Origin of the sequence: Terrimonas sp. (assembly GCF_003075435.1) — a bacterium.
Taxonomy (GTDB): domain Bacteria; phylum Bacteroidota; class Bacteroidia; order Chitinophagales; family Chitinophagaceae; genus Agriterribacter.
On the sequence record NZ_QCZJ01000017.1, the window covers coordinates 60,145 to 85,385 of the forward strand.

25 protein-coding genes are annotated in these 25,241 nt (G+C 40.7%); 5 read left to right on the forward strand and 20 right to left on the reverse strand.

What is annotated here, in order from left to right:
- Nucleotides 1–13: 13 nt before the first annotated feature.
- From nuoH to DC498_RS17455, 16 genes are all read right to left on the reverse strand, one after another.
- On the reverse strand, nt 14–1,060 hold the full coding sequence (gene nuoH / locus DC498_RS17380; RefSeq protein ID WP_116875428.1) for an NADH-quinone oxidoreductase subunit NuoH: 1,047 nt from the start codon (nt 1,058–1,060) through the stop codon (nt 14–16).
- A gap of 30 nt (nt 1,061–1,090) precedes the next feature.
- Nucleotides 1,091–2,185 carry a 2Fe-2S iron-sulfur cluster-binding protein gene (locus DC498_RS17385; protein WP_116875429.1) on the reverse strand — a complete coding sequence of 365 codons (1,095 nt, stop codon included), beginning with the start codon at nt 2,183–2,185 and terminating at the stop codon, nt 1,091–1,093.
- Between the two features lie 47 nt (nt 2,186–2,232).
- A complete protein-coding gene (locus DC498_RS17390) occupies nt 2,233–2,610 on the reverse strand; it encodes a GxxExxY protein (protein ID WP_116875430.1) in 378 nt (125 codons plus the stop codon).
- Nucleotides 2,611–2,723: 113 nt separating this feature from the next.
- Nucleotides 2,724–4,073 (reverse strand): NADH-quinone oxidoreductase subunit NuoF, encoded by a 1,350-nt coding sequence (gene nuoF, locus DC498_RS17395; protein WP_116875431.1) that lies wholly within the window; start codon nt 4,071–4,073, stop codon nt 2,724–2,726.
- Nucleotides 4,074–4,109: 36 nt separating this feature from the next.
- Complete coding sequence (locus DC498_RS17400) at nt 4,110–4,550, reverse strand: nuclear transport factor 2 family protein (RefSeq protein ID WP_206197670.1); 441 nt, start codon at nt 4,548–4,550, stop codon at nt 4,110–4,112.
- Nucleotides 4,551–4,554: 4 nt separating this feature from the next.
- The gene (gene nuoE, locus DC498_RS17405) at nt 4,555–5,055 is read right to left on the reverse strand and encodes an NADH-quinone oxidoreductase subunit NuoE (protein ID WP_116875433.1); all 501 of its coding nucleotides are present in this window, start codon (nt 5,053–5,055) and stop codon (nt 4,555–4,557) included.
- Entirely contained in the window at nt 5,056–5,526 is a 471-nt protein-coding gene (locus tag DC498_RS17410; protein ID WP_206197671.1) for a nucleotidyltransferase, read from the reverse strand.
- Nucleotides 5,510–5,716 (reverse strand): hypothetical protein, encoded by a 207-nt coding sequence (locus DC498_RS17415; RefSeq protein WP_116875434.1) that lies wholly within the window; start codon nt 5,714–5,716, stop codon nt 5,510–5,512. Before DC498_RS17415 ends, DC498_RS17410 begins: the two co-directional genes overlap by 17 nt.
- 2 nt (nt 5,717–5,718) lie before the next feature.
- Nucleotides 5,719–6,966, reverse strand: a complete 1,248-nt coding sequence (locus DC498_RS17420; protein WP_116875435.1) for an NADH-quinone oxidoreductase subunit D — start codon at nt 6,964–6,966, stop codon at nt 5,719–5,721.
- 11 nt (nt 6,967–6,977) lie between these two features.
- The gene (locus DC498_RS17425; RefSeq protein ID WP_116875436.1) at nt 6,978–7,493 is read right to left on the reverse strand and encodes an NADH-quinone oxidoreductase subunit C; all 516 of its coding nucleotides are present in this window, start codon (nt 7,491–7,493) and stop codon (nt 6,978–6,980) included.
- A gap of 24 nt (nt 7,494–7,517) precedes the next feature.
- The gene (locus tag DC498_RS17430; protein ID WP_116875437.1) at nt 7,518–8,108 is read right to left on the reverse strand and encodes an NADH-quinone oxidoreductase subunit B; all 591 of its coding nucleotides are present in this window, start codon (nt 8,106–8,108) and stop codon (nt 7,518–7,520) included.
- Nucleotides 8,109–8,173: 65 nt separating this feature from the next.
- Complete coding sequence (locus DC498_RS17435) at nt 8,174–8,587, reverse strand: NADH-quinone oxidoreductase subunit A (RefSeq protein ID WP_116875438.1); 414 nt, start codon at nt 8,585–8,587, stop codon at nt 8,174–8,176.
- Between the two features lie 209 nt (nt 8,588–8,796).
- A complete protein-coding gene (locus DC498_RS17440) occupies nt 8,797–10,479 on the reverse strand; it encodes a tetratricopeptide repeat protein (protein WP_116875439.1) in 1,683 nt (560 codons plus the stop codon).
- Nucleotides 10,480–10,530: 51 nt separating this feature from the next.
- Nucleotides 10,531–11,475, reverse strand: a complete 945-nt coding sequence (locus tag DC498_RS17445) for a PstS family phosphate ABC transporter substrate-binding protein (protein WP_116875440.1) — start codon at nt 11,473–11,475, stop codon at nt 10,531–10,533.
- Nucleotides 11,472–11,717, reverse strand: a complete 246-nt coding sequence (locus tag DC498_RS17450) for a hypothetical protein (protein WP_116875441.1) — start codon at nt 11,715–11,717, stop codon at nt 11,472–11,474. Before DC498_RS17450 ends, DC498_RS17445 begins: the two co-directional genes overlap by 4 nt.
- A gap of 218 nt (nt 11,718–11,935) precedes the next feature.
- On the reverse strand, nt 11,936–12,973 hold the full coding sequence (locus tag DC498_RS17455) for an alpha/beta hydrolase (protein ID WP_116875442.1): 1,038 nt from the start codon (nt 12,971–12,973) through the stop codon (nt 11,936–11,938).
- Between the two features lie 292 nt (nt 12,974–13,265).
- On the opposite strand from DC498_RS17455, the gene DC498_RS17460 reads away from it, so the two are divergent.
- Both DC498_RS17460 and DC498_RS17465 read left to right on the forward strand, forming a co-directional pair.
- Complete coding sequence (locus DC498_RS17460; RefSeq protein WP_165813880.1) at nt 13,266–13,958, forward strand: DUF4397 domain-containing protein; 693 nt, start codon at nt 13,266–13,268, stop codon at nt 13,956–13,958.
- 111 nt (nt 13,959–14,069) lie between these two features.
- Nucleotides 14,070–15,977 (forward strand): beta-N-acetylhexosaminidase, encoded by a 1,908-nt coding sequence (locus tag DC498_RS17465; RefSeq protein WP_206197672.1) that lies wholly within the window; start codon nt 14,070–14,072, stop codon nt 15,975–15,977.
- 31 nt (nt 15,978–16,008) lie between these two features.
- Here the strand turns inward: DC498_RS17465 and DC498_RS17470 are convergent, their stop codons facing one another.
- Nucleotides 16,009–16,962 (reverse strand): YihY/virulence factor BrkB family protein, encoded by a 954-nt coding sequence (locus DC498_RS17470; RefSeq protein ID WP_116875479.1) that lies wholly within the window; start codon nt 16,960–16,962, stop codon nt 16,009–16,011.
- Nucleotides 16,963–17,272: 310 nt separating this feature from the next.
- Between DC498_RS17470 and DC498_RS17475 the strand changes: the two genes are divergently transcribed.
- The 3 genes from DC498_RS17475 to DC498_RS17485 all read left to right on the forward strand — a co-directional run bounded on the left by DC498_RS17475 (nt 17,273) and on the right by DC498_RS17485 (nt 21,741).
- A complete protein-coding gene (locus DC498_RS17475) occupies nt 17,273–18,601 on the forward strand; it encodes a GntP family permease (protein ID WP_116875445.1) in 1,329 nt (442 codons plus the stop codon).
- Between the two features lie 141 nt (nt 18,602–18,742).
- A complete protein-coding gene (locus DC498_RS17480) occupies nt 18,743–19,012 on the forward strand; it encodes a hypothetical protein (protein WP_116875446.1) in 270 nt (89 codons plus the stop codon).
- 119 nt (nt 19,013–19,131) lie between these two features.
- On the forward strand, nt 19,132–21,741 hold the full coding sequence (locus DC498_RS17485) for a family 20 glycosylhydrolase (RefSeq protein WP_116875447.1): 2,610 nt from the start codon (nt 19,132–19,134) through the stop codon (nt 21,739–21,741).
- A gap of 50 nt (nt 21,742–21,791) precedes the next feature.
- On the opposite strand, the gene mqnE is transcribed toward DC498_RS17485, so the two are convergent.
- The 3 genes from mqnE to DC498_RS17500 all read right to left on the reverse strand — a co-directional run bounded on the left by mqnE (nt 21,792) and on the right by DC498_RS17500 (nt 25,238).
- Nucleotides 21,792–22,958, reverse strand: a complete 1,167-nt coding sequence (gene mqnE / locus DC498_RS17490) for an aminofutalosine synthase MqnE (protein WP_116875448.1) — start codon at nt 22,956–22,958, stop codon at nt 21,792–21,794.
- A gap of 129 nt (nt 22,959–23,087) precedes the next feature.
- Nucleotides 23,088–23,915 (reverse strand): formyltetrahydrofolate deformylase, encoded by an 828-nt coding sequence (gene purU / locus DC498_RS17495; protein WP_116875449.1) that lies wholly within the window; start codon nt 23,913–23,915, stop codon nt 23,088–23,090.
- A gap of 171 nt (nt 23,916–24,086) precedes the next feature.
- Nucleotides 24,087–25,238 (reverse strand): FG-GAP repeat domain-containing protein, encoded by a 1,152-nt coding sequence (locus tag DC498_RS17500; protein ID WP_116875450.1) that lies wholly within the window; start codon nt 25,236–25,238, stop codon nt 24,087–24,089.
- Between the last annotated feature and the right edge of the window lie 3 nt (nt 25,239–25,241).

Below are 25,241 nucleotides of genomic sequence, written 5' to 3' on the forward strand. Positions count from 1 at the left end.
ACTAAAATCAATATCACTTCATTGTATATAATGCAATAGCCGCTGTAACCACCATATTCAATAATGCCAGCGGTATTAATCCTTTCCATCCCAAATTCATCAACTGGTCATACCTGAAGCGGGGCAATGTCCACCTGATCCACATAAAAACAAAAATCAGTATAAATGTTTTGCCGAATAATGCCGCTACACCGGTTAACAATGCCGTCATTCCACTCAATTTTGTTTCATCAACAAAAGGCATATCGTAACCTCCAAAAAATAATGTGGCAATGATAGCGCAACTGATGAACATATTAATATACTCTGCAAAAAGAAAAAAGCCAAGTTTCATGGAAGAATACTCCTGGTGATATCCCATGTTCAATTCGCTCTCTGCTTCGGGAAGATCGAAAGGCGCACGGTTACATTCCGCCAACGCGCAAACGAAGAATATAAAAAATCCAAGCGGCTGATATACGATATTCCACCAGTTGCCACTGATCTGCTGCTCTACAATTGTTTTTAAGCTTAAAGAACCTGTTAGCATCAGCAATGCTATCAGCGATAAACCCATTGCCAGTTCATAGCTGATTGCCTGGCTGGCACCGCGTAAAGCAGCCATCAGTGAGAATTTATTATTGCTTGCCCAGCCGCCAATCATAATACCATATACTCCCATGCTAACTACACCAAACACATATAAAATACCGATATTGATGTCAGCTATCTGCAAATCAATCATTCTTCCGCCTATCTCCACTGTACCGCCCCAGGGAATGATGGCTGATGTCATCATTGCTGTAAGCATGGCAAGACAGGGTCCCAATACAAACAACCACTTGTTTGAATGGTTAGGAATAACTTCTTCTTTGAAAAACAGTTTTAAGCCATCTGCCAAAGGCTGCAGTAACCCAAAAGGACCTGCACGATTGGGTCCATGTCTGTCTTGTATAAAGCCAGCCACTTTACGCTCAGCATAAGTAGCATACATGGCAATGACCAGCGACACGGAAATAACGATAGCGATCAACACCATTTTTTCTATTGCGAATGCCCAATCTAACGCCAGTATATTCATAAAACCGTATTCAGTATACTGAAATGTTTTTTACTTTTCTTTTTTTGTATCAAAATCTGTTGAATGTGCCGGACCAGGAATAGCAGCAAGATCAATACCCGGTTTATTCACTTCGCTTACACTGTGAATATCCATCAGCAATCTCGGTTGTCTTCCATTCATTACTTTGCTGAAAGTTTCATCCGGTTTTTTCAGACCCACATAGTGTCCCTGTGATATTACCGAATGCCTGTTCACTTTCACCGGTCCTTCTATTGTCCAGTCTTTAACGTCTTTTCTTTCAAAACGGCAGGTATTGCAAATCCAGTCTTCCACCTCGCCCCATTGATCTTTGCGGGCGGTAACACGCAATACCTCATCACCCCTCATCCATAAATGCACTTTACCGCTGCATTTATCACATTTGCAGGAGGCATTTACAGGCTTTGTAAACCATACACGGTTTTTAAAGCGGAAGGTTTTATCGGTCAATGCGCCAACAGGGCAAACATCAATTACATTACCGATGAAATCATTATCAAGCGATTTTTCGATATAGGTAGCAATCTCAGCATGATCGCCCCTGTCTAATACGCCATGTACTCTTTTATTGGTAAGCTGATCAGCAGTAAATACACAACGGTAGCAAAGTATACAACGCGTCATGTGCAATTGTATATATGGTCCGAGGTCATGCTTTTTGAAAGTTCTTTTTGCAAACTCAAAACGGGTGCCTTCTGTTCCATGCTCATAACTAAGATCCTGCAGATGACATTCTCCTGCCTGATCGCATATTGGGCAATCAAGCGGGTGATTGAGCAAAAGGAATTCCACTACGCCTGCCCTTGCATCCTGCACTCTGTCACTGGTAATATTTTTCACTATCATACCATCCATTACGTTGGTACGGCAGGACGCTACCAGTTTAGGCATTGGCCGTGGATCGGCAGTAGAACCTGCGGCTACTTCTACCAGGCAGGTGCGGCATTTACCACCGCTTCCCTTGAGCTTGCTATAGTAGCACATGGCAGGCGGCGTAACATCACCACCTATCTGCCTCGCGGCATTCAGGATGGTTGTGCCCGGCTCCACCTCAACGGTTATGTTGTCGATAGTAACCTTGAATAATTTTTTTTCTTCAGCCATAATGTATGTTTCACGCGGCGAACGCAACGAATCAGCGACGCAGCGCTCTATAATTTATTTGCTATTCTGTGTATACCATTTTTCATTAGCGCCACATTAAAATTAATCAGCAATCCAAGCTTTAAACCCGACAATTTTAAATAGGTTAATACCTGTTTAAAATGGACATTAGCTATAGCTTCTATACTTTTCATTTCAACAATTACTTTATTTTCAATGATCACATCTGCCCTAAAACCAACTTCTAACCTTATTTCTTCGTGAACAAGCGGAATTGCCTGTTGCCTTTTAAAGAAAAGCCCTGTTTTACTTAATTCATAACAGAAGATTTCTTCGTATACACTTTCAAAAAGGCCTGGGCCATATTTTCTATGAATATTGAATGCTATATCAATAACCACAGTGGCAATTTCATTTTCGGTCATAGGTTAGCTATTTATTGTTTTTTTCACGCGGCGCCCGCAATGGTGCAGCGACGCAGCGAATTTTGTCTCATGTGGCGTCGTTGCTCCTCAGCGTTCGCCGCGTGAAATGCCCCCTACACCACCACCTCTCTCGCATCTGCATAATGTGCTAATCCATAATTCCTGCGCAGGCATTCTTCAGGGTTCAGCACATGCCATTCAAATTCATCGCGGAAATGACGGATGGCTGCCGCTACCGGCCATGCCGCCGCATCACCTAACGGACAAATCGTGTTGCCTTCTATCTTACGTTGTATATCCCACAATAAATCAATATCACTTATATCACCTTTACCGCTATCAATTTTTTTCAGGATCTTTTCCATCCAGCCTGTTCCTTCACGGCAGGGGCTGCATTGCCCGCAACTTTCGTGGCGGTAAAAACGCGCCAATGTATAGGTGTTTTTCACCACGCACTGATCCTCATCAAACACTATAAAACCACCGCTCCCCATCATGCTGCCTGTGGCAAAACCGCCGTCACTCAGGCTTTCATAATTCATATACCTGGTTTCACCTTTGGCTGTTTTCAACAAAAGATTGGCAGGTAATATAGGTACAGAAGAGCCGCCCGGTATGCAGGCTTTCAGCCTTTTGCCACCAGGTATACCTCCGCAATATTCATCACTGTAAATAAATTCTTCCACGCTGATAGTCATATCAATCTCGTACACGCCTGGTTTATTGATATTGCCGCAGGCTGAGATCAGTTTTGTACCGGTTGAGCGACCAACGCCAATTTTGGCGTATTCTTCACCGCCAAGATTAATGATAGGCACCACAGCAGCTAAGGTTTCTACGTTATTTACCACCGTTGGACGATCCCAAACACCTTTTACTGCAGGGAAAGGTGGCTTGATGCGGGGATTACCTCTCTTGCCTTCCAGTGATTCTATCAACGCGGTTTCTTCTCCGCAGATATAAGCACCGGCTCCGCGCTGCACATATATTTCACAAGCAAATCCCGAACCTAATATATTCTTACCGAGAAAGCCGTTTGCTTTTGCTTCAGCAATTGCCTGCTCCAGTATGTCAGGAATCCAGGCATATTCACCACGGATGTATATATAGGTAGCATTACTGCCCAATGCAAATGAACTAACAATTAAGCCTTCAATTAAAAGATGTGGAATAAATTCCATCAGGTAGCGATCTTTAAAAGTACCTGGCTCGCTTTCATCAGCATTACACACCAAATGACGGGGAACACCTTCGGGTTTAGCAATGAAACTCCATTTCATACCCGTAGGAAAACCAGCACCACCACGACCACGCAAGCCACTTTTCTTAACTTCTTCCACTATCGCTTCGGGCGTCATTTTCAAAGCCTTTTCCACTGCGGCATAGCCACCCTGTTTCCGGTATGTGTCGTAGTAACGGATACCTTCTACATGCGCATCTTTTAATAATAGTTTTACTCCCATATTTTACCCGGCGGTATTATTGCTACCGCTTAATTTTTATTTTGGCTGTTCCGGTAATTTGGTTGCCTGCCTTGCCGCCAGTTGCCACTTACCACTTTTATTTTTTACCCAAACCTGCAGTACATGCAATGCCACTTTAAATTCCTTACCATCATTTAATCCTTCTGCCACGCCACTATATCTTACTGTTGCCCAATCTTTGCCTGTTGCCGCAACATAAAAATTACTTCTTTCTATTTTTTGATATACAAGCTTTCCACTCCTGCAATCATTGATCACCTCATCTCTGCTTTGTACCCATCCGTTTGAATGCCCAAAACTTACATTATCGTACAGCAGCTTCTGTATATCCTGAACGTTTTTTGTAATCAATGCATTTTCCAATTCCGCAACACGCTCTTTTATGATCACACTATCGGTTTGTGCATGCACAAACACCGTTGTAAAGAACAATATTATGATAAAAGCAAAACGCATAAAATCAATTATTCGTTGCCGCATTTTTTCTACACTCTTCTATAATCGCATCTACCTTTTCTTTAGTAAGATGTTCTTTATAAAATTTTCCCAACTGCATCATTGGTGCATACCCACAGGCGCCAAGGCATTCAACCGTTTTGAGTGTAAACAATCCGTCGCTCGTGGTTTCACCGGGTTTTATGCCCAGCTTCTCTCCAATGTAAGCGATAATATCATCGCATCCACGTACCATGCATGGACCTGTCTGGCATACTTCAAACATGTATTTACCAACCGGCTTCAGGTTGTACATAGAATAGAAAGTAGCCACCTCATATACTTCTATCGGTTCAATTTTTAATAACGATGCCACATAATCCATCGTTTCTGAACTTAGCCAGCCAAACTGCTCCTGCGCCAGGTGCAGCACCGGCAACAAAGCGCTTTTCTGCTTTCCTTCCGGGTAGCGGGCGACGATTTCCTCTACTTTTTTAAGTTTTTCTGTCGAAAACTGAATACTCATTTATTTCGATTTATTCCTCTTTTTTAGCATACTAATATCTGCTATATCCTGAGGCCTTCCTGCCTTTGCCTTCACTTTCAACAGCTCAGTATAGCCAATAAAGTTTATTTCAATCCCTGAAATATTAACCACTTTTTTATTTTGCCACCCTTCTTCAAAAGATACCCCATCAAGGTCATTCAAAATATCTATTCTCAAAGGATCATAACCCAATTGAGTAATAAAATCCTTAGCTAAAAAGTCGGATGTTGACAGGTTTAAACCTGCGAAGCCAAAATCTTTAATAACCCGAATCATTTTTGCAGCATTCTCTTCACTCATTTCAATACACACATCCATATCTTTCGTACTCCTTGGATATCCATGTATACTTACTGCATACCCGCCTATCACCAAATACCTGACTTCATGTTTATTGCATAGAGCAATAAAATCCAGGAAATCTGCTTCCATGCTAATCTGCCTCTTCATACAAAGATCTTTTGCGAACTACCTTTTCCATTTTTTTCCCTCCTCCTCCAAAAACCATCATACGTAATTCAGCAAGTTCATTAAACCGTTCTTCGTATGTAGTGTTTGCCCAATACATATTGTCTGTTTCTTCTGCCTCAGCAAAACTAACTTTACGCACAACGGGTTGTATTTTTCTTGCTCTGTTCATTATTATGCATCCATTTCTCCTGCTATCAGATTCAGGCTGCTCATTACGATCACCGCATCTGCCAGCATAGCATTTTTAACCATTTCAGGATAAGCCTGGTAATATATAAAACAAGGTCTCCTGAAATGCAAACGATAAGGCGCACGGCCTCCGTCACTTATCAAATAAAATCCTAATTCACCATTGGCGCCCTCTACACTATGCCAGACCTCGCCGGCAGGTATTTCGGTTTCTCCCATTATTATTTTGAAGTGCCAGATCAGCGCTTCCATCTTTGTGTATACATCTTTCTTTTCCGGAAGATAATATTCCGGCACATTAGCATGATATACCTCTGATTCCGCTCCTTTAAACTCCTGTATTTTTTGATAAGCCTGGCGTATAATGCCCAGCGATTCCCACATTTCCTGGTTGCGCACTAACCAACGGTCATATACATCTCCGGTTGTGCCTACGGGAATATTAAAATCAAAATCCTGGTAACTGCAATAAGGCGTATGCACACGCACATCATAATCAACGCCGGTTGCACGAAGGTTAGGGCCTGTAAAACCGTAATTCAATGCTCTTTCAGCAGATATTGGCCCTGCACCCCTGGTACGGTCAACGAATATCCTGTTGCGCTGTAAAAGGTTTTCAAACTCTTTTAATGCTTTAGGAAACTCATTTAAAAATTTCTCCAGTTTTGTCCAGGCGGTAGCATTGAAATTTCTTTCAAACCCACCTATTCTTCCAATATTGGTAGTGAGGCGTGAGCCGCATATTTCTTCATATATCTCATAAACAAGCTCACGATACTGCATTACATACAGGAATACAGATAAGGCGCCTGTATCCACGCCAATTACGGAATTACAAATAATATGATCGGCGGTTCTTGCCAACTCCATAATAATCACTCTCAGATAATCTACACGTTTAGGTGTTTCTACTCCGAGCAGCTTTTCGCAGGTCATGTGCCAGCCCATATTATTGATGGGGCTTGAGCAATAATTCAACCTGTCAGTAAGCGGAGTGATCTGGTATAAAGGTCTTCTTTCGGCAATTTTTTCAAAAGCCCTGTGTATATAGCCTACTGTTGGCACAGCAGAAATAATCCTTTCTCCATCAACTTCAAGAATATTCTGAAAAACGCCGTGTGTGGCAGGGTGTGTTGGACCAAGGTTTATGGTAACCGTTTCTTTCTCTATCGACCCATCAGGAAGCTTTATATTCTGTTCTTTGGTATGTTGTAATAAATCTTCAGCCATTGATCTTAAATTTAAAATGTTCCTCCTCTTCCAAACATTTCATCGTCTTTGTCAATACGTGTCTGATCTTCCATCGGGTATTCCTTACGCATCGGGAAATAGTCCATTTCATCAACGTTCAGTATACGGATAAGATTAGGATGCCCAACAAAGTTCAACCCAAAAAAATCATAGGTTTCTCTTTCCATCCAATTGGCACATGCATATAACTGTGTAGCTGTATATACATCAGGTTTTTCAATATCTGTAAATATTTTAAACCTGATGCGCACATTATTTACCATATTGTGCAGGTGATAAACAACTGCCAGCTCACGGCCTTTCTGTTCAGGATAATGTACTGCCTGCAAATCGGTGAGAAACTGAAACTTCAACTCCGGATCATCATATAAAAACTGCAACAGCTTCAGGTTGTTCTCTTTTGGTGTTTCGAATGTAAGCATACCATACGGTTCCGTAAAGTTGCTTACGCTCTCACCAAACTTTTCCGTTAACCGCTCTTTTATGTATTCGTTCGTTAATGCCATCCGGATATATTAATTGAACTCTTATTATTGAATACCGTAGCTCAGCATTAGCTGCTGGTACCTGTCACTGTTCCTTCGTCTTATACTTTCATTTTGCACTAAATCCTGAATTGCCAGCACACCATCTAAAATCGCTTCCGGTCTTGGAGGACAACCCGGCACATACACATCAACAGGGATGATCTGGTCAATACCCTGCAGCACAGAGTAAGAATCGAATATACCACCGCTTGACGCGCAGGCACCCACCGCAATCACCCACCGTGGCTCAGACATTTGTATATAAACCTGCCTTAATACAGGTGCCATTTTTTTTGCAATAGTGCCCATTACCATCAGCATATCGCACTGGCGGGGAGTAAAGCCCATTCTTTCAGCACCAAACCTGCCCAGGTCGTAATGTGCACCCATGGTAGCCATAAACTCAATACCGCAGCAGGAAGTTGCAAACGGCAGCGGCCAAAGAGAGTTTTTGCGGGCCAGACCAACCACATCACTCAGCTTGGTAGTAAAAAATCCTTCGCCGGTATAACCGGGCGGAGCATCTACCATACTGATATGCCCTTCATTATCTCTTGGCTTGGGACTTATATTAAAACGTACGGGACGTGCCATAATTCATTTTTTTAAATTCAAATCACAATGCACTCATAAGCATTCAGCACAGTAAGGGAGTATAATTAATCCTCCCATTTAAGAGCTCCCTTTTTAATAATATAGTAGAACCCTGCAACAAAAAAGCCAACAAAAGCCAATACTGCCATAAAACCCTCCCAACCCAAATGTCTGAAGTTTACAGCATAAGGATAGAAGAATATAACTTCAACATCAAACAACACAAATAATATAGCAACAAGGAAATATTTTACAGCTAAGGGCTGGCGCGCATTACCATGACTTTCAATACCACTCTCAAAATTGTCTAATTTTTCTGCGGTAGCTCTTTTAGGCCCCAGCAGGTGGGTAACAACCATCATTACGGCTACAAAACCTAATGCAAATACTAACTGCAGGGCGATAGGGAAGTAATTAAACGAACTGTTAACGTCTACTGAAGAAACCGGATTGGACTGAAGAAAGAAATACGTTATCATCTCGTCTCAAGATTTACTTTTAAAACAGTAAAACGGAGAAACATAACCAATATTTGACTGCGATAACCTCTATTTTTCCGTTTTCTGTAGATGTAGAATTAATCCTGCGGCAAAAATAAGGCAGCCGCAATTAAAAACCATTTTTAAATAAAATAAAAGCCGGACTTGACTAGGTCCGGCTTTTAAATACATATACAAAGATTTACAATCTATTTAGCACCTGCGGTTTTTTTGGCAGCAGGGGCTGTGCTTTTTTGCTGAGGTTTATTGATGGCTTTCTGAAGAACCTCTTTATTAGCCTGGGCATCTGCATTGCCCGGATCTACCTCTAATATTTTGTCGAGGTAGGTAACGGCAGCAGGATAATCTTTCAGGTTATTGGCATAATATCCTGCCATAAAACCATATGCCACCAATAAAGATTGTTTATATTTCTGTTTATCTGTTTCTGCCAGCTCAATAAGCTTTTTAGCATCTTCAACCGGTTCTACAGAAGGAATTCCGGAAGATAAAGCAGCAGTATCTGCGGACCATTTTGAACGGAATGCCAGGTAATATCCCTGAACATCATCAGGGTATTTTGTTTTATATAAAGTTGCTATACTATCAGCAGTTACATACTTTTCACCGTAAAAGTTTTCAAAACCAGCGTAGAACAACTCTGTTTTACCATAATCTGGTTTATAGGTAAGGATTTTAGTAAGCCATTCAGCAGATTTTCCCCTGTCATTGAGTTTTTTATACATGTCGGATGCAGCCTTGGCGTAGTTTACTTTATTAGCTACTACGGTATCCATGCTTATTACCTTATTAAAATACTCGTCAGCCTGTGCTACCTTATCAGGGAATTTAGCAGAGATTTCTGCCATCTTTACGTAGTTATCAGGCAAAATAATATCAGGAGAAGCTTTAGCCAGAAAGGTTTCCATATTCTGCAAAGCATTTACTGAATCACCCAATTTATCGTAAGCATACGCTTTTGTACGATATAACTTCACATCAGCTTTATCGCCATCTTTCTGCAATTTTTCGTCTGCTTTAGCTATCGCGCCTTTAAAATCGCCCGATGCATATACCAGGCTTATTTCTTCAGCTTCTACAGAAGGGGTAAAGTCTGTGTTTGCTTTGTATTTTGCAAAATAATCGCGGGCCTTGTTCACATCACGGCTGTACCAGTAACTATACATATCATAGTACGCAGGCGCGTAAGCCGGGTCGATGGTTACAGCTTCTTCAAAATTTTTCAGGAAGATATTCGCCTGGTCAGGACCCTGCGTTACATATATTTTCCCGACTTTGTATTTTGCCTCTGCCAGTTTAGGATCAAGCCCAAAAGCATTTTGATATGCGGTTACTGCTGCGCCTCCATCCATTAATCTACGCTGCGCATCGCCAAGATTAATATATACATCGGCCTCTTTAAATCTTTTAACCTGGGTAGCCAAAGTGAGTTTTTCAATAGCATATTTTGCATCTCCCTCAGCGGTAGCAGCATTTGCATGACCCACGGCATTTAATATACCTATATCTTTACCTTTTGTGAGGCTTATAGCAGTTTCAAAACGCTGACGGGCTTCATTTGTTTTTTTCTCCATCAGCTCAACCTGGCCAATACCTACCAGCAATAAAGGATCGCTACCCTTTGCCTGAAGAGCTTTTTGAAATACTGCTTTTGCACCGGCAGTGTCTCTCATTTCAATAAGTGTTTGACCTAACCAGTAAACAGCTTCAACATCATCTGGTTTAGCGGCTACGGCTTTCTCAAGCGCATCTTTGGCGCTCACATACTTTTCATAATAGTAGAACTTTTTCCCATCGTCCACTGATTGCGCAAAGGCAACATTGCACAGTAAAGCAGAAGCTACTATTAATCTGACTGTGTGCTTGATCATCTTTGATTGCGATTTTGTGATTTAATTAAAAAATATGTTGGTTTAACTTATCTACTCTTCGCTTATTTCGGCATTTCTTATAGAAAAATCCATTTTTGATGGCACAAGATACGCTCTTTGGAAAATTAATTGCCCTTTTTCTCCTTCCAAAAAATTCGTAAATCCTCTCCCCAACCCGCTGTAGTTCTCCTTGAGTATATAATACAAACCCCGTACCATAGGGTATCTTTTGGTAGCTATATTTGCCTGGTAAGGCTTAATAAATTTGCCTGGCTCGTTCCTTGCTTCTATGGATGCAACCCGCACTTTGGTTAAAAATGCCAGTTGATCTTTATCTTCCGGGTTGCCTATCCAGCTTACACCAACAAAACCAATAGCGTGCTCATTTTTCGCCACATAATCAATTACACCCACGCTTGAATCTGCGCCTGCTATATCCTGGGATAATTTTTCATCTTTTAATACCGAGTCAACCATAAACCTGATCGTACTGGTTGCTGTTTTTCCATCTAAAACCGGGGTTAACCTATAACCGCTTATTCCTTTCATAAAAGATCGGATATCACCCATTGTAAATAAGGAATCTACCCCTTTATTATTTACAATAACCGATATAGCATCAGACGCAATTCTCCCGAAAGAAGGCTTAAAACCTATGGTATCTTTCAGAGAATTAACTTCTTCTTCACTCAATCCCCTGGTTACAATTACCATGCGTATGCTATCATTCAAAAGATCTCTAAGACATTCAGCCTCTGATTTATAATGCGGAACAATAACCGCTTTAGGGAACTGCGACATGAATACCTTTATCTGGGAATCAATGATAGGTTTAAAAGATTCATCAGCACTGATATGAATAGTGCCTGATGTAAGATCATCGTCTCCTTCAATAACTTTATACTTTCTATCGCCATTACAACTTATTGCAGCTGATAAAACTATGCCGGATAAGCAAATCATTAAAGCTTTATATATTTCCTGAAACCTTTTCATTTGCCAATATTTTGCTTCTTATAACCTCTGTAAAGCCGGAATATGCCGTAAGCAATGCCTACCAATCCGAAAATATTGTCTATCAACGGGTCACTTTTCATGAGTTCAATACCTAGTTTTTTGCTGAAAAGAAAAAACAATCCCACACAAAGCCACAAAAAGCCCATCGTATAATCATACAATACCTGGAAGCCTGAAAACCTCTTTTTTTCCCGTTGATTCCAATTTTCTTGTACAGACATAGTTTTAAGGGACGGGCAAGTTAGGAAATCCTTCCGTATTTGCCATAATGGTTATATTAAAAATAAAGAAATTTAGATATGTTTGAAGTTTGTGGTTTAAGCTTTATGGTTTAATACAACCACAAACCACAAACCTTGAACCCAGATTATTGCAGCTAATAACTTGTTATGAGATGCCATCTAAAACAGATTCCACAAATTGGTATTGAAGTGAAAGACTAATAATTAATTGTAGTAAATGTTCCTTTATTTACTTTAGGGATGTTCAGCTTCTTTTCTATAAAATCTTCAATGGACCGCTGAACACCTAACAGGTCTTTAGAACGTATATAGCTGCCAATCACATGGCTGCCAGCATTGGGAATGGCTTGTTTTATTTTATCATTACGCGGTGTGCCCAGTTCATTGAACATGGTAAGCATGGCAGGTATGCTCACCGTGCTATCCTGGTGTACATCATCTTTATAGTAATACAACATTAAAACCGGTTGCTTTACTTTGCTGAAGGTTTCTTTTGTCATTGTTGTTTCAAGATATTCTTCCAGTTCTGTGGCTGCCTTGAGCGGATAACTGGAATACCAGTATTGTTTATACAAGGGCCGCTCATCAGTTGAAACAATATTGTCGCTGCCATTGATCATTTTTGCGATCTGCAATCCCCATGCATCATTCAGCAACCACGACTGGCTGTGAAATAAAGCCACATTAGGACTGAGCAGAATTAATGAGGATACTTTATCAGGATAATTTGCCGCAAGCTGCAAAGCATTGGTTCCACCGGTTGATGTTCCCATAAGGATAACATTTTCCCCTATCTGTCCTCCTATTGCCAGTGCCTTTTTAGCGCTCTCCCAATATTCAGATGGTGTAAGATTTGCCAAAGGCGCGCTCGTGTCAATACCATGTTCTGCAAGTCGTGCCAAATACAGGTTACAACCAAATTCCCTGGCAATGTTTGTGTGTATTGGTCTGCCTTCTTCCTGCGAGGCAGAGAAACCATGCAGGTATACTATGGCGTATTTGGTTTTTTGTTTCAGGGAGTCGTCATACCAAACAATTCTTGCTTCATTATTAGGTTTAAGCTTGTGTTTTGCTTCATTGGTCTTGATAAAAGATTCAAGTGGTTTTGCTTCTGCAGGAACTAAAGGGAACTCCATGCTGTAAACCGGCGTGGAAGGTTTTGGACCGAATATTACAAGCAGTGTAATGATCAGCGCTATTGCTGCTATAACTTTTGCCGAAGTCTTCTTGAACATGGGAATAAATATATCAGCTAATCTACTAAGATTTATATTTTTCTCCATGAAAGTTTAACGCTAATCTAACAAAACCAACTACCTATTGTTAAAATCGTTCCATTAAGGCATGCATTCTTTCTATTCGTCCCTGATGTGGCATCATTGGCATCATTTTGCCAATACTATATTGACGCAAAGATTTTTTAATACAAACATCAGGAGAAATTTTATGAAAAAACTAATGTTAATCCGTAGAAGCTGGCTTGCTGTATGCACTGTTTTATTTTCCGCCGTGTTTTTTTCTTCTTGTATGAAGAGCAATGACAACAACCAGGAAACACCTGTAGCGGGTATCATTGCATTCAATCTTGCCCCGCAACAATCTGCAGTAGGTTTTCAGTTGTCCGGTAATAATCTTACCAATACTGCGCTATCCTATACAAATTATACAGGAGGTTATCTTGGCATTTACACCGGCGCAAGATCTGTAACCGCATTTGATGCAAACACAAATTCAATTATTGCTTCAACTGACTATACTTTTGAAAAAGACAAATATTATTCATTGTTTTTGGTTGGCGATACTACTTTTCAAAATGTTATAGTGAATGATAAAATAGACAGCCTGTCCGGCAACAATGGCAAAGCGTATATCAGGTATATTAATGCCATTGCTGATGCAAGCACTCCTGCGGTAAATATTTCAGAAGAAGGCAATAGCCTGATCAGTGATAATGCTGCATTTAAAAGTGTATCGGAATTTGTTGCAGCTACTCCGGGGGCTGTAACCATAAGTATTAATAATAATGATAACGTACAAGCGCAAAGAACCATTACGCTTGAAGCAAGAAAAGTATATACTGCTTTATTGTTAGGAGTGCCGGGCTCTACAGACAGCTTAAAGAGTGTTCAGATCAGGTATATCGAAAACGGAACATTATCTTCTGATACAACAGACCAGGGGTTTTCAAGCGTTAATCCATCTTCCGTAAAAATAAACTAAACAAGCTTCGTTTCTGATTCATATTCCAATACCCGGAAAAGTAATTTTCCGGGTATTTTTTTGCATATACTTTCTTTTATATCTTGTTGCCCTGATTATAAAATGAATATCATGAGATTTTCGATTATTGCAATTTGCCTTCTTATCAATATTTGCGCCTCAGCCCAAACATCCAGACCGGCTATTATACCAGAGCCGGTTTCCTTAACCGAAAAACAAGGTGTATACAACCTTAATGAAAACAGTGTTTTATATGCTGCTTCCGGCAATAGCGATGTAAGCAGAGTGGCAGATTATCTGCAAAAAACCATCAATACTTCAACAGGATTTAATATTAAAACCTCATCTGAAGCAAATACAAATGGCATCATCCTGGCCTTAAACAGTACAGCAGATAACGAATTGGGCAATGAAGGATACCTACTGAAAGTTGACACTGATAAAATCTCAATCAATGCCAATGCTCCGGCTGGTTTATTTTATGGTGTGCAAACATTGCTGCAACTGCTTCCAAAAGAAATAGAGCGTAAAACAGCTGTGAAAAATATTAGCTGGACTATCCCTGCTGTTGAAATAAAGGACTACCCAAGGTTTGGCTGGAGGGGATTAATGTTTGATGTTTCGCGTCACTTTTTTACAAAGGCTGAAGTGAAACAGTTTATAGATGATATGGCAAAATATAAATTCAACCTGCTGCACATGCATCTTACCGATGACCAGGGTTGGAGAATTGAAATTAAAAGCCTGCCCAAACTCACCTCCGTTGGCGCATGGAATGTGAAGAAAACAGGGACCTTCAATTATTTTTCTGACCCCTTGCCTAATGAACCTCGTGATTATGGCGGCTTTTACACACAGGAGGATCTGAAAGAAATTGTTCAATACGCAAAAGACCAGTTTATTAATATATTGCCTGAGGTGGACGTGCCGGGGCATAGTCTTGCGGCTATTGCATCTTATCCTGAACTTTCGTGTACGCCGGGCGCTGATAAATACAAAGTAAACTCGGGCGAAAAATTTATGGTATGGCCACCTAAGGGACATTTTTACGGATTAGTTGATAATACGCTTTGCCCGGCCAATGAAAAAGTATATGAATTTTTAGATAAGGTTTTTACTGAAGTTGCACAGATCTTTCCATTTGAGTATATACATATGGGCGGCGATGAAACCGCGAGAAATTTTTGGGAGAAAAGCCCGCAAATAAAAGCATTGATGCAAAGGGAAAAATTGAAAAATTTAGATGAGGTACAAAGCTATTTTGTAAAACGCGTTGAAAAAATCGTGAATGCAAAAGGCAAAAAACTCATTGGGTGGGATGAAATTTTACAGGGTGGGCTTGCACCTAATGCCGCAGTAATGAGCTGGCGTGGTATTGAAGGGGGCATTGCTGCAGCCAAACAAAAGCACGAAGTGGTGATGAGCCCTACTACTTTTGTATATCTTGATTATATGCAGGGCGATCCTTCTATTGAACCTCCTGTATATGCATCACTGAGATTAAGTAAAACATACCAGTTTGAGCCCGTGCCTGATGGCGTAGATGCACAATATATAAAGGGCGGGCAGGCCAATTTATGGACAGAGCAGGTATACAATATGCGTCACCTGCAGTATATGATTTGGCCGAGGGCATTTGCCGTTTCAGAAGCTGTCTGGTCCCCAAAAGAAAAAAGGAACTGGGATAATTTTGCAGACCGCGTGGAAAAACATTTTGAACGTTTTGATATAGTGGATAAGAAATATTCACCTGCTGTATACGACCCTGTTGTTACTGCAAAAAAAGATGCACAAAACCTGCCGATTATAACATTAGCCACTGAAATAAAAGGATTGGACATTTATTACAGTTTTGACAATTCTTTCCCTGATAAATTTTATCCGAAATATACAGATCCGGTTACAATGCCTAAAGACGCGGCTACCATGAAAATTATTACTTATCGCAATGGTAAACCTATTGGAAGAATGATGGCAATTTCCGCAGCTGATTTAAAGAAAAGGGCAGGTATTAAATAGCAGAGACAATGCATGCATTGTCTCTGCTATTTTAATCACGCTTCTCCTCTACAATTGTTTTTTCAGGTATTTTCTGCAATGATTTTTCGGATTCTATTTCCACCTCCTTTACCCAAACGGCATATTTATTCGGGTAAATATGCGATCCTGTTTCCATGGCATATACCCTGGTAAAAATGGCGCCAAAATATAATATAAGTGCGGAATAATATACCCACAATAAAATTACAATTATTGAACCTGCCGCGCCATAAGCTGAAGTCATAGAGCTATGCCCCAGGTAATAGCTGATCAAAAACTTACCACCCATAAAAAGCAATGCGGTCGTAAAAGCGCCTACTCTTACATTGCGCCACTCTAATTTGGCATCGGGCAATACTTTAAAAATAATACCGAATAAAAAAGAGGTGATGATGAACGTAAGCACAACATTGGTAATATAAACCGCAACCACTTCTGTTTCCGGAAAAAGAATGGTGAGCCGGTGAATAAAAGCATCCATCAACCCGTTTGCAATAAGAGATACCAGCAGCAGGAAACCAAGTGATATTATTATTGAAAAAGACAGCAACCTGTTTACCAGGAGCTTTACCCAACCCTTACGGGGCTTGGCTTTGAGGCGCCATATCAAATTGATTGAATCCTGTATTTCTCCAAAAACGCTTGTTGCACCAATAATAAGTGTTATTACACCGATAATAGTGGTGAATTTATTTCCGGATGATAATGTTGCATTCTTAATAGTGTCCTGTATCTGGATGGCCGCCTGTCTGCCAACAAGATCAGCAATTTCTCCATACACAGAACCTTCAATGGCAGCACGTCCGTAAAATATATTTCCCAGCCATATCACTATGATTACAAGACCTGGTAAAGAAAACAATGTATAGTAAGACAGTGCAGCGCTTAATTTAAATACACGCTCTTCAAAAAAAGCCGAAAAAGATTTTTTAATAATATGCCATGCTGTTTGTAATCTATTCATAAATACTGCATATAAAAAAACTATGCCGGAAAATACTTGAATAAATGTGAGAATGGGGAAGGAGGATCGGTCGCATTCCAAATTTTCGCATATAGGTTCCGCTGATATGGTAGATGCCTCGTGCCTCGGCATGACAGGCAGTTGAATATATGTTGAGCAGTGGTACAAATGTTCAACAATAGCACTAACGCTGAACACCGCACTGCCGTTTGTCATGCCGAGGCACGAGGCATCTGTACAAGATTACTATACACACGAAAATTCGGAATGCCCCCGGATTAGCTTTAAATTATTAGTATCTTGAATCTTTATGGAAACTCCTTTTCTGCAAATCATTATTTTTCTTGTAATAAGCATTGTATTAATTGTATTACTGACTGTTAAATATAAGATTCATGCTTTTTTTGCATTGTTTGCAGCCTGCATTGTAATGGGTGCAGGCGTTGGGTTGCCTGCGGAAAGCATGCTTAATACAATGAAGCAGGGCTTTGGACATATTATGCAGTCGCTTGGATTCATTATTGTGTTGGGAACTGTTTTAGGAGTAATACTTGAACATACAGGCTGCACTAATGCTATGGCTGCATTTATTCTTAAACGTACCGGGGAAAAGCGGTCAGCATTGGCAATGAATATCACCGGCTTTATAGTAGGGCTACCCATTTTTTGCGATTCCGGGTATATTGTTTTAAGTGGATTAAATAACCAGTTGGCAGAGCGGTCAAAAACGGCTATGCCCTTTATGGCGGGTTCGCTGGCGGTAGGTTTATATGCGGTGCATTGTCTTATTCCGCCACACCCTGGCGCTGCGGCAGCGGCGGGTACATTGAATGTAGATTTCGGGAAGTTGATTTTACTGGGCGTTATAGTAGCTATACCGGCAAGCGCGGCGGGTTATCTGTGGTCAAGATATGCCGCTGCCGCTATAACTGCCCCTGTTATTCAGTCATCATCTTCTGCTGATGAAGAGGGTAGGACACCTTCCCCGTTGCAGGCATTTCTGCCGGTAATTATTCCTATTCTGTTAATAGCATCGGCGGCATTTATTGCTATCGAAAAAAATGAAGGGTTATTCTGGAAAATAGTAGCTGTAGCTGGTAATCCTGTAGTAGCACTTTGCATAGGCATATTACTAACTATTCCATTGCTTTACCGGCTTCCTGGTAAAAAAGTAAGCAGTTTGTTACAGGAAGGCGCAGAAAAAGCAGGCGGTATTCTTGTGATCATCGGTGCAGGCGGTTCATTCGGCGCTATATTGGCAGCCACTCATATAGGTACGCACCTGGGCGACCGTCTGCCGCTTGCCCAGCTTGGCATTCTTTTCCCATTCCTGCTTACATCATTATTAAAAACAGCCCAGGGTTCTTCAACGGTAGCCATCATTACTGCAGCTTCTATAGTGCAACCGTTACTTCCGGCTTTAGGATTAGATACTGAACCCGGAAGACTGCTTGCTATATTATCAATGGGTGCAGGCTCAATGATGATATCCCATGCCAATGATGCTTATTTTTGGGTGATCAGCAAGTTTTCCGGTGTTGAAATGAAAACAATGCTGCGGGTTTATTCTGCTGCCACCATATGGATGGGTATAATTGCCCTGTTAACAGTTTACCTGCTGTCGATTATAATGTACTGAGACACAACCGGCATATATAAAAACACTTAAAAACACTACAGAAGTTGATTAAAAACTATTATTGTGTTTATTGAGTTGCAATAACATGGCATTAACACACGTTAAGAGCGTCAAACTTTTAACTCTAAAAATTCTAATGCCATGAAAAAAACTTTTATCGCTTTATTTGCTATCGCTATGATAGGTGGAACAATTGCAAGTTGTAAGAAGGATAAAAAAACTGATTGTGCCAGCCTTACTACGAATCTGGCAAATGCAACAAAGGCCTATGCTGCAGAACAATCAAGTGCTAACTGTAAAAATTACAAGGCTGCTATTCAAGATTTAATAAATGGAGGTTGTGTTACTTCCTCTGACGAAAAAGCAGCATACCAATTAATATTAGACAATCTTAATTGTGATGTACAGTAAAATTTAGGATACTTTATATAGAGCGCCTTTAAATAACAAAGGCGCTTCTTATTTTTTAAGATCAACAGGTCAGTATAAATTACCGGTTAGTATCTCTTACATGTCGTAATTTCATTCCCATGCATGTAAGGTTAATTTATCCCGCAATATTTTTGTTCTTCTTTGCATCCTGCAACCAAAATACTCAACAAGCAGCCTCTCCTGGTGCAACCGCTTCTATAGCTGTTAAATGGGAGCTTTTATCGAATTTCCAGGATACAGGATACAAAGCCCGGTTTTATTTGCTGAACAAAGGAGAGAGAACACTGACAGATAAAAACTGGAAGATGTTTTTTTCTATTGCGCCCAGCCCCATTTTGTCCAATACTACACCTCAGCCTGCTGATGTGGAGCATATAAACGGAGATTGGTTTAAACTTTATCCTAACCCGGGCTTTAGCTTAAAGCAGGGAGATTCTGTTGTTATAGATTACAGAGCCACAGGTTATGTAATTAAAAATACAGATCAGCCGCTGGGTATATACATTGTTTTTTATGATAATAATGGCAATGAAGAAAGCATTGCTAACATTGATGACTATACGCTGATTCCTTACACCGCCAAAGAACAATTATTGAGAGGAAGAGATGACAGGGAACTACCGGCTTCTGCCGAAAAAACATTTATTGATAATACAGGACTTGTTGTCTTGCCGGAAGACCAGTTATTGCCCATCATCCCGACACCATTATCATTTTCAAAGTTTGATGGAGTATACGAGCTGAATATCGGCACCATCACTTTTTCAGATTCTTTAAGCGAAGAAGCGCGGCTGCTTGCAGCGAGGTTAAAAGAAATTACCGGTAAGGATTTTTCTACAAAAGCCGGGGCGGCCGGACAAAAGGGCATATACCTTTCAATTGATTCAGATGCGCTCACACAAAAAAAACAGGAAGCATATCGTTTAACCATTAACGACCAGGGTATAAATATAACCGGTTATGATGCTGCCGGTGTATTTTATGGCATACAGAGCCTGCTTTCTTTAATACCAACCAATGTATACCTCGGAAAAGAGCAGCGCATAAAGCTACCTTATGTAACTATAGATGATGCGCCGCGTTTTGCATTCCGCAGCCTGCATGTAGATGTCAGCCGCAACTTCCAAAGCAAAGAAAATATTTTCCGGATACTTGATGTCCTTGCCCAATATAAGATCAACCGTATGTTATTGTATACTTCAGAAGATGAAGGGTGGCGTGTTGAAATTCCCGGTCTGCCTGAACTTACTGAAGTAGGCGCAAAACGTTTGCATGTTAGCGGAAAAGATGCGCCTGCATTACATCCTGCTTATGGCTCCGGGCCTTTTGCTGATTCAAAAGATAATTACGGAACCGGTTATTATACCCGTAAAGATTTTATAGAAATTTTAAAATATGCACAGCAAAGGCATATCAGCATCATACCTGAGCTTAATTTTCCAGGTCATGCAAGGGCTGCTATAAAATCAATGGAAGCCCGTTATGAACGGCTGATGAAAGAAGGCAAGAAAGAAGAAGCAGAAGAATATCGCCTGGCTGATCCGGATGACCAGTCAGTATATATATCGGCGCAGATGTATAAAGACAATGTGGTTGATGTAACCCGCGAATCTGCATACAGGTTTTACGAAAAAGTAGTTGAAGAGTTTGGTAAGATGTATAAGGAAGCAGGGCTGACGATGCGTGAATTTCATGCAGGCGGGGATGAGGTTGCGGATGGGGCATGGACAAAATCGCCGCATGCGCTTGAACTTATGCGTCAACATCCTGAAATAAAAAATGCCAAAAATATACAGGCCTATTTCTTTAGGGAATTGCTGAAAAGGTTAGAGAAAAAAGGACTGGAGATACACGGTTGGGAAGAAGCGTTTCTTATAAAAGACTCAACCGGCAAACTTGCTCCTAATGCGGAATTTGCCGGCAAACCCGTCGTTCCTTATATCTGGAATAATATGTTTGACTATCCCGACCTGGGTTATCGTTTAGCTAACCAGGGCTATAATGTGGTATTGTGCAATGTTTCTAACTTTTATTTTGATCTTGCCTACAACAACGATCCTGCAGAGCCGGGTTTGTACTGGGCGGGATTTATTGATACTAAAAACGCATGGGCTTTTGCTCCCTTCAATATGTTTAATACAACCTTTAAAAGCTCCATGGGTGATGTGCTGGAATGGGACAAACCTAATACTCCCTGGCAGAAGCTAAAACCTGAGGCACAGAAGAACATTAAAGGGCTGGAAGCGCAGTTGTGGAGTGAAACCATTAAAGGCAGAGATATGATTGAATATTATATGCTGCCAAAACTGATTGGTTTTTCAGAGAGCGCATGGTCGCCGGAAAGAAAATGGGAGAAAGAACCTAACCGCAAAAAGAGAATGGAACAGATAGATGAAGGATGGAACCAGTTCGCAAATACTATTGCTCAAAAGGAATTCCCGAAATTGGCACATATCAATGGTGGTTATAATTACCGGGTGCCGCCTGCAGGAGTTGTTATTGAAAATGGAGAGATAAAAGCAAACGTAGCATTACCGGGCATAAGCATACATTACACTACCGATAGCACGGAACCAACCATGCAATCTCCTGTGTACACAGCCCCTGTGTCTGCAACAGCCACTTTTAATTTCAAAACTTTTGATGCCTCCGGAAAACCAGGAAGAACGATTACCGTAAAAAAAGCAGGAACACAGCGGCTGAATTAGGCAATAGTGAACAGCCAATAGTGAATGTTACAACCTGAAACCTGTAACCTTCAACCCGCAACTTCGCGTTCAACCGCTGTAACGCTGTAATCTGTTATTACATTATACAACGTATCACGCTCAACCGGCTTGCGCCTTGCCTGTTTGATAAGAGATACCAGCTCGGCTGTATTCATGGAAGGATTGGTTTCCTCGCTGCCGGCCATGGAGTATATTTTAGTAGTATCATCAATAGTGCCATCAATATCATTTACACCAAATGATAAAGTGAGTTGCGCATTTTGCCTGCCAAGCATTGGCCAGTATGCTTTAAGATGAGGAAAGTTATCCATGAACAAACGGCCAATAGCATACATACGCATATCTTCTACCACGGATGATTCCGGCGTATCACTCATTTCGTTATCCTTATTGCGAAACTTTAAAGGAATGAATGTATTGAAGCCCCCGGTCTTATCCTGCAGGTCACGTAAGCGTTTCATATGATCAACCCGGTGCCAGTATTTTTCTATATGTCCATACAACATGGTAGCATTGGTATGCATCCCTAAATTATGCGCTGCTTCGTGTATGCGCAACCATCCTTCGGCATCTACCTTGTCATCACAGATCTGCTGCCTTATTTCCGGATGAAAAATTTCAGCGCCTCCACCCGGCAAAGAATCAAGCCCCGCTTCTTTCATCTGCTTCATTCCTTCTTCTGCAGAAACTTTTGCTTTACGAAACATATAATCCAGCTCAACAGGTGTATACCCTTTAATATGCAACTCAGGACGATGCGCTTTTATCTGTCGCATAAGATCCATAAAAAACTGCATATTCATTTTGGGATGAACACCGCCCACAATATGAACTTCTGTAACTGGTTTGCCATCATAGCTTTTTACTATATGCATCATTTGCTCCGTACTAAGTTCCCACCCGTCTTCCCGCTTTGCATACAGCCTGGAGTATGAGCAGAACTTACAACTGAACACACAAACATTGGTTGGTTCTATATGGAAGTTCCTGTTAAAATAAGTTGTATCTCCATGCAGTCTTTCTCTCACATGATTTGCCAATGCCCCAACAAAGGCAAGGCTTCCTTTTTCAAAAAGAAGGAGGGCATCTGCTTCAGAAAGTCTTTCCTTCTTTAAAATTTTTTCACCAATTATTTTTAACCCGGGGAGCAGCGCAGGATTTTGCAGAAGTTTTTCTGCCTGTAAAACACTGTTCATAAAATCATCTTTTCTTGCCTTAGGATTTGTAAAGATACGAAAGTTAATGTGGGGGAAAATAGGAGAATATGAAAATGTGAAAATGTGAAAGCCAGGGATATTTAAAGGTGGTGGATGGGGTGTCTGCGTTTACTCAAACACTACTGTTTTATTACCATATATAAATACTCTGTCTTCCAGCGCCAGTTTAAGCGCGGTTGCCAATACAAGTGTTTCAATTTCTTTGCCGGCTTTTACCATATCTGCAGTAGTATGTGTATGATTTACGTTGATGGTTTGCTGCACAATAATAGGACCTTCATCAAGATCGTTGGTAACAAAATGAGCGGTAGCTCCTATTACTTTAACGCCACGTTCAAAAGCCTGGCGGTATGGATTTGCTCCTATAAATGCAGGAAGAAATGAGTGATGTATATTAATAATGGACCCCTGGAAATTCGCTACAAAAGCAGGAGATAATATGCGCATGAATTTTGCCAGCACTATATAGTCAAAAGCGTATTTCCTGATTTGATCTGACAATAAGCGCTCAAAATCTTCTTTAGACTTATCTTCATGCGAAATGTAATGAAAGGGAACCTCAAACCTGTTACATATGTCTTTAAGCACATTGTGATTGCCAATTACGCATTGAACACTGGCGTTAAGTGTTTTAAAATAATTGCGTATAAGAATATCACTCAGGCAATGGTATTCTTTGGTAACAAGAACAATAATTTTTTTGTCAGGATTTATATGAATGGTGATTTCTGCATTATCCGGTAACACCTTTTTCAAAGCTGTTTCCAGTCTCTTTTCATTGGTGGAGGTAGCTGTGGCAACCCGCATGTAAAACCGATCATCCGATACGGCTACATACTCCCTCATAGATGTAATATTTAACTGCAGTTCTGCCAGTACGCCGGAGATTCCTGCCACAAGTCCAACCCTGTCTCTGCACTGTATAAGTATGATCATACATTATTAATCTGCTTTTCCAAAATTTTTGTGTGATGAGAAGTGTCAGACGTGAGCAATAAAATGAGAAGCACAGGATGATCTGCACAGAAAATCCATTCTATTTCCTCACTTTTCACGGTAACGCACAGATGTACGCTGATTGACCTGCCCCATCTTATACCTTCCGTCTCATTTTCCCGTATTCCAGTATATTTTCAGGTTTTTTGTTGCCCTGCCTGAAGCAACAATATCTGGTTTCCCATCTCCATTCATATCTGCTACCTGGATGTCTTCGCACGCCATTCCATTTTCATCAATCCATTCAGCATCCCATTGTTCGCCTGAATCATCAAGCATGGTATAAATTTTTATACCCACTTTTCCATCTTTATTAGGGCTTCTCCATCCGGCAACAACCTGGTCTTTACCGGATCCGGAAAAATCTGCAATGCCTAAAGCGTGCCCTTCTTTAACATTATCATCCAGCACGATTCTTTTTGCGTTATCGTTTGTAAGATACGCTACGATTGCTGTGCCATGCATTGGTTCAACTGTTGCAATAAAATTTTTATCTCCTGCCATCTTCCCGATCTTTATTTCACCAGCTGCTTTATCAACGCCCAAAACAGGTAGAGCCTTTATGTTTTTTGTTTGCGAAAATTCATCCGGGATAAATTTCACTCCTTCTTTTGATGCTATATAGAGTCCTTTATCTTTTCCACCTGTAACAATGTCAAAATTATGGGTAAGGTGTAGTGTAGTATCGAGCTGTACTATATCCCATGGGTTGTTAACATCTTTGGGAAACTCGTATGCCAATACCTTTACACCGGCGCCCGCCCCGTTTTTATTATCTTTTCCGTGCAATGGTGCAACAACAAGATAGTACCTGCCTGCTGCGGATCTTACCCATTTCATCCTGTGGGTGGTAACTTCATGGTGTAACTCCTTTGCTGTCCATAACCGGGTAGGGTCTTTGGGGCGGATAAGATAATGCACCGCTCCTGATTGCTGCTCATTGGATGTTTCTGCAGGATTCCATTGTGAGCCTACGGCCACTTCAACCAGCCCGTCACCATCAATATCTTTTGCAGCAATACAAACATTATCATGCTCTGTAAGATTCTCAATCATTACAAACCTTTTCCAATCTCCATTACGATACCATACAAATTGTTTTTTATCTGCCAGTAAAATATCCGGTTTCCCATCTCCATCAACATCGCCAAGCGCCATGCCGTAGCCTATTTCAATATTATTGTCAATTGTCTGCTCTTTAAATACTGTTTGCTGATTACTGAACAGTTGTATCAAAACATTAAAAAAAATAGCGAAGAGCATATA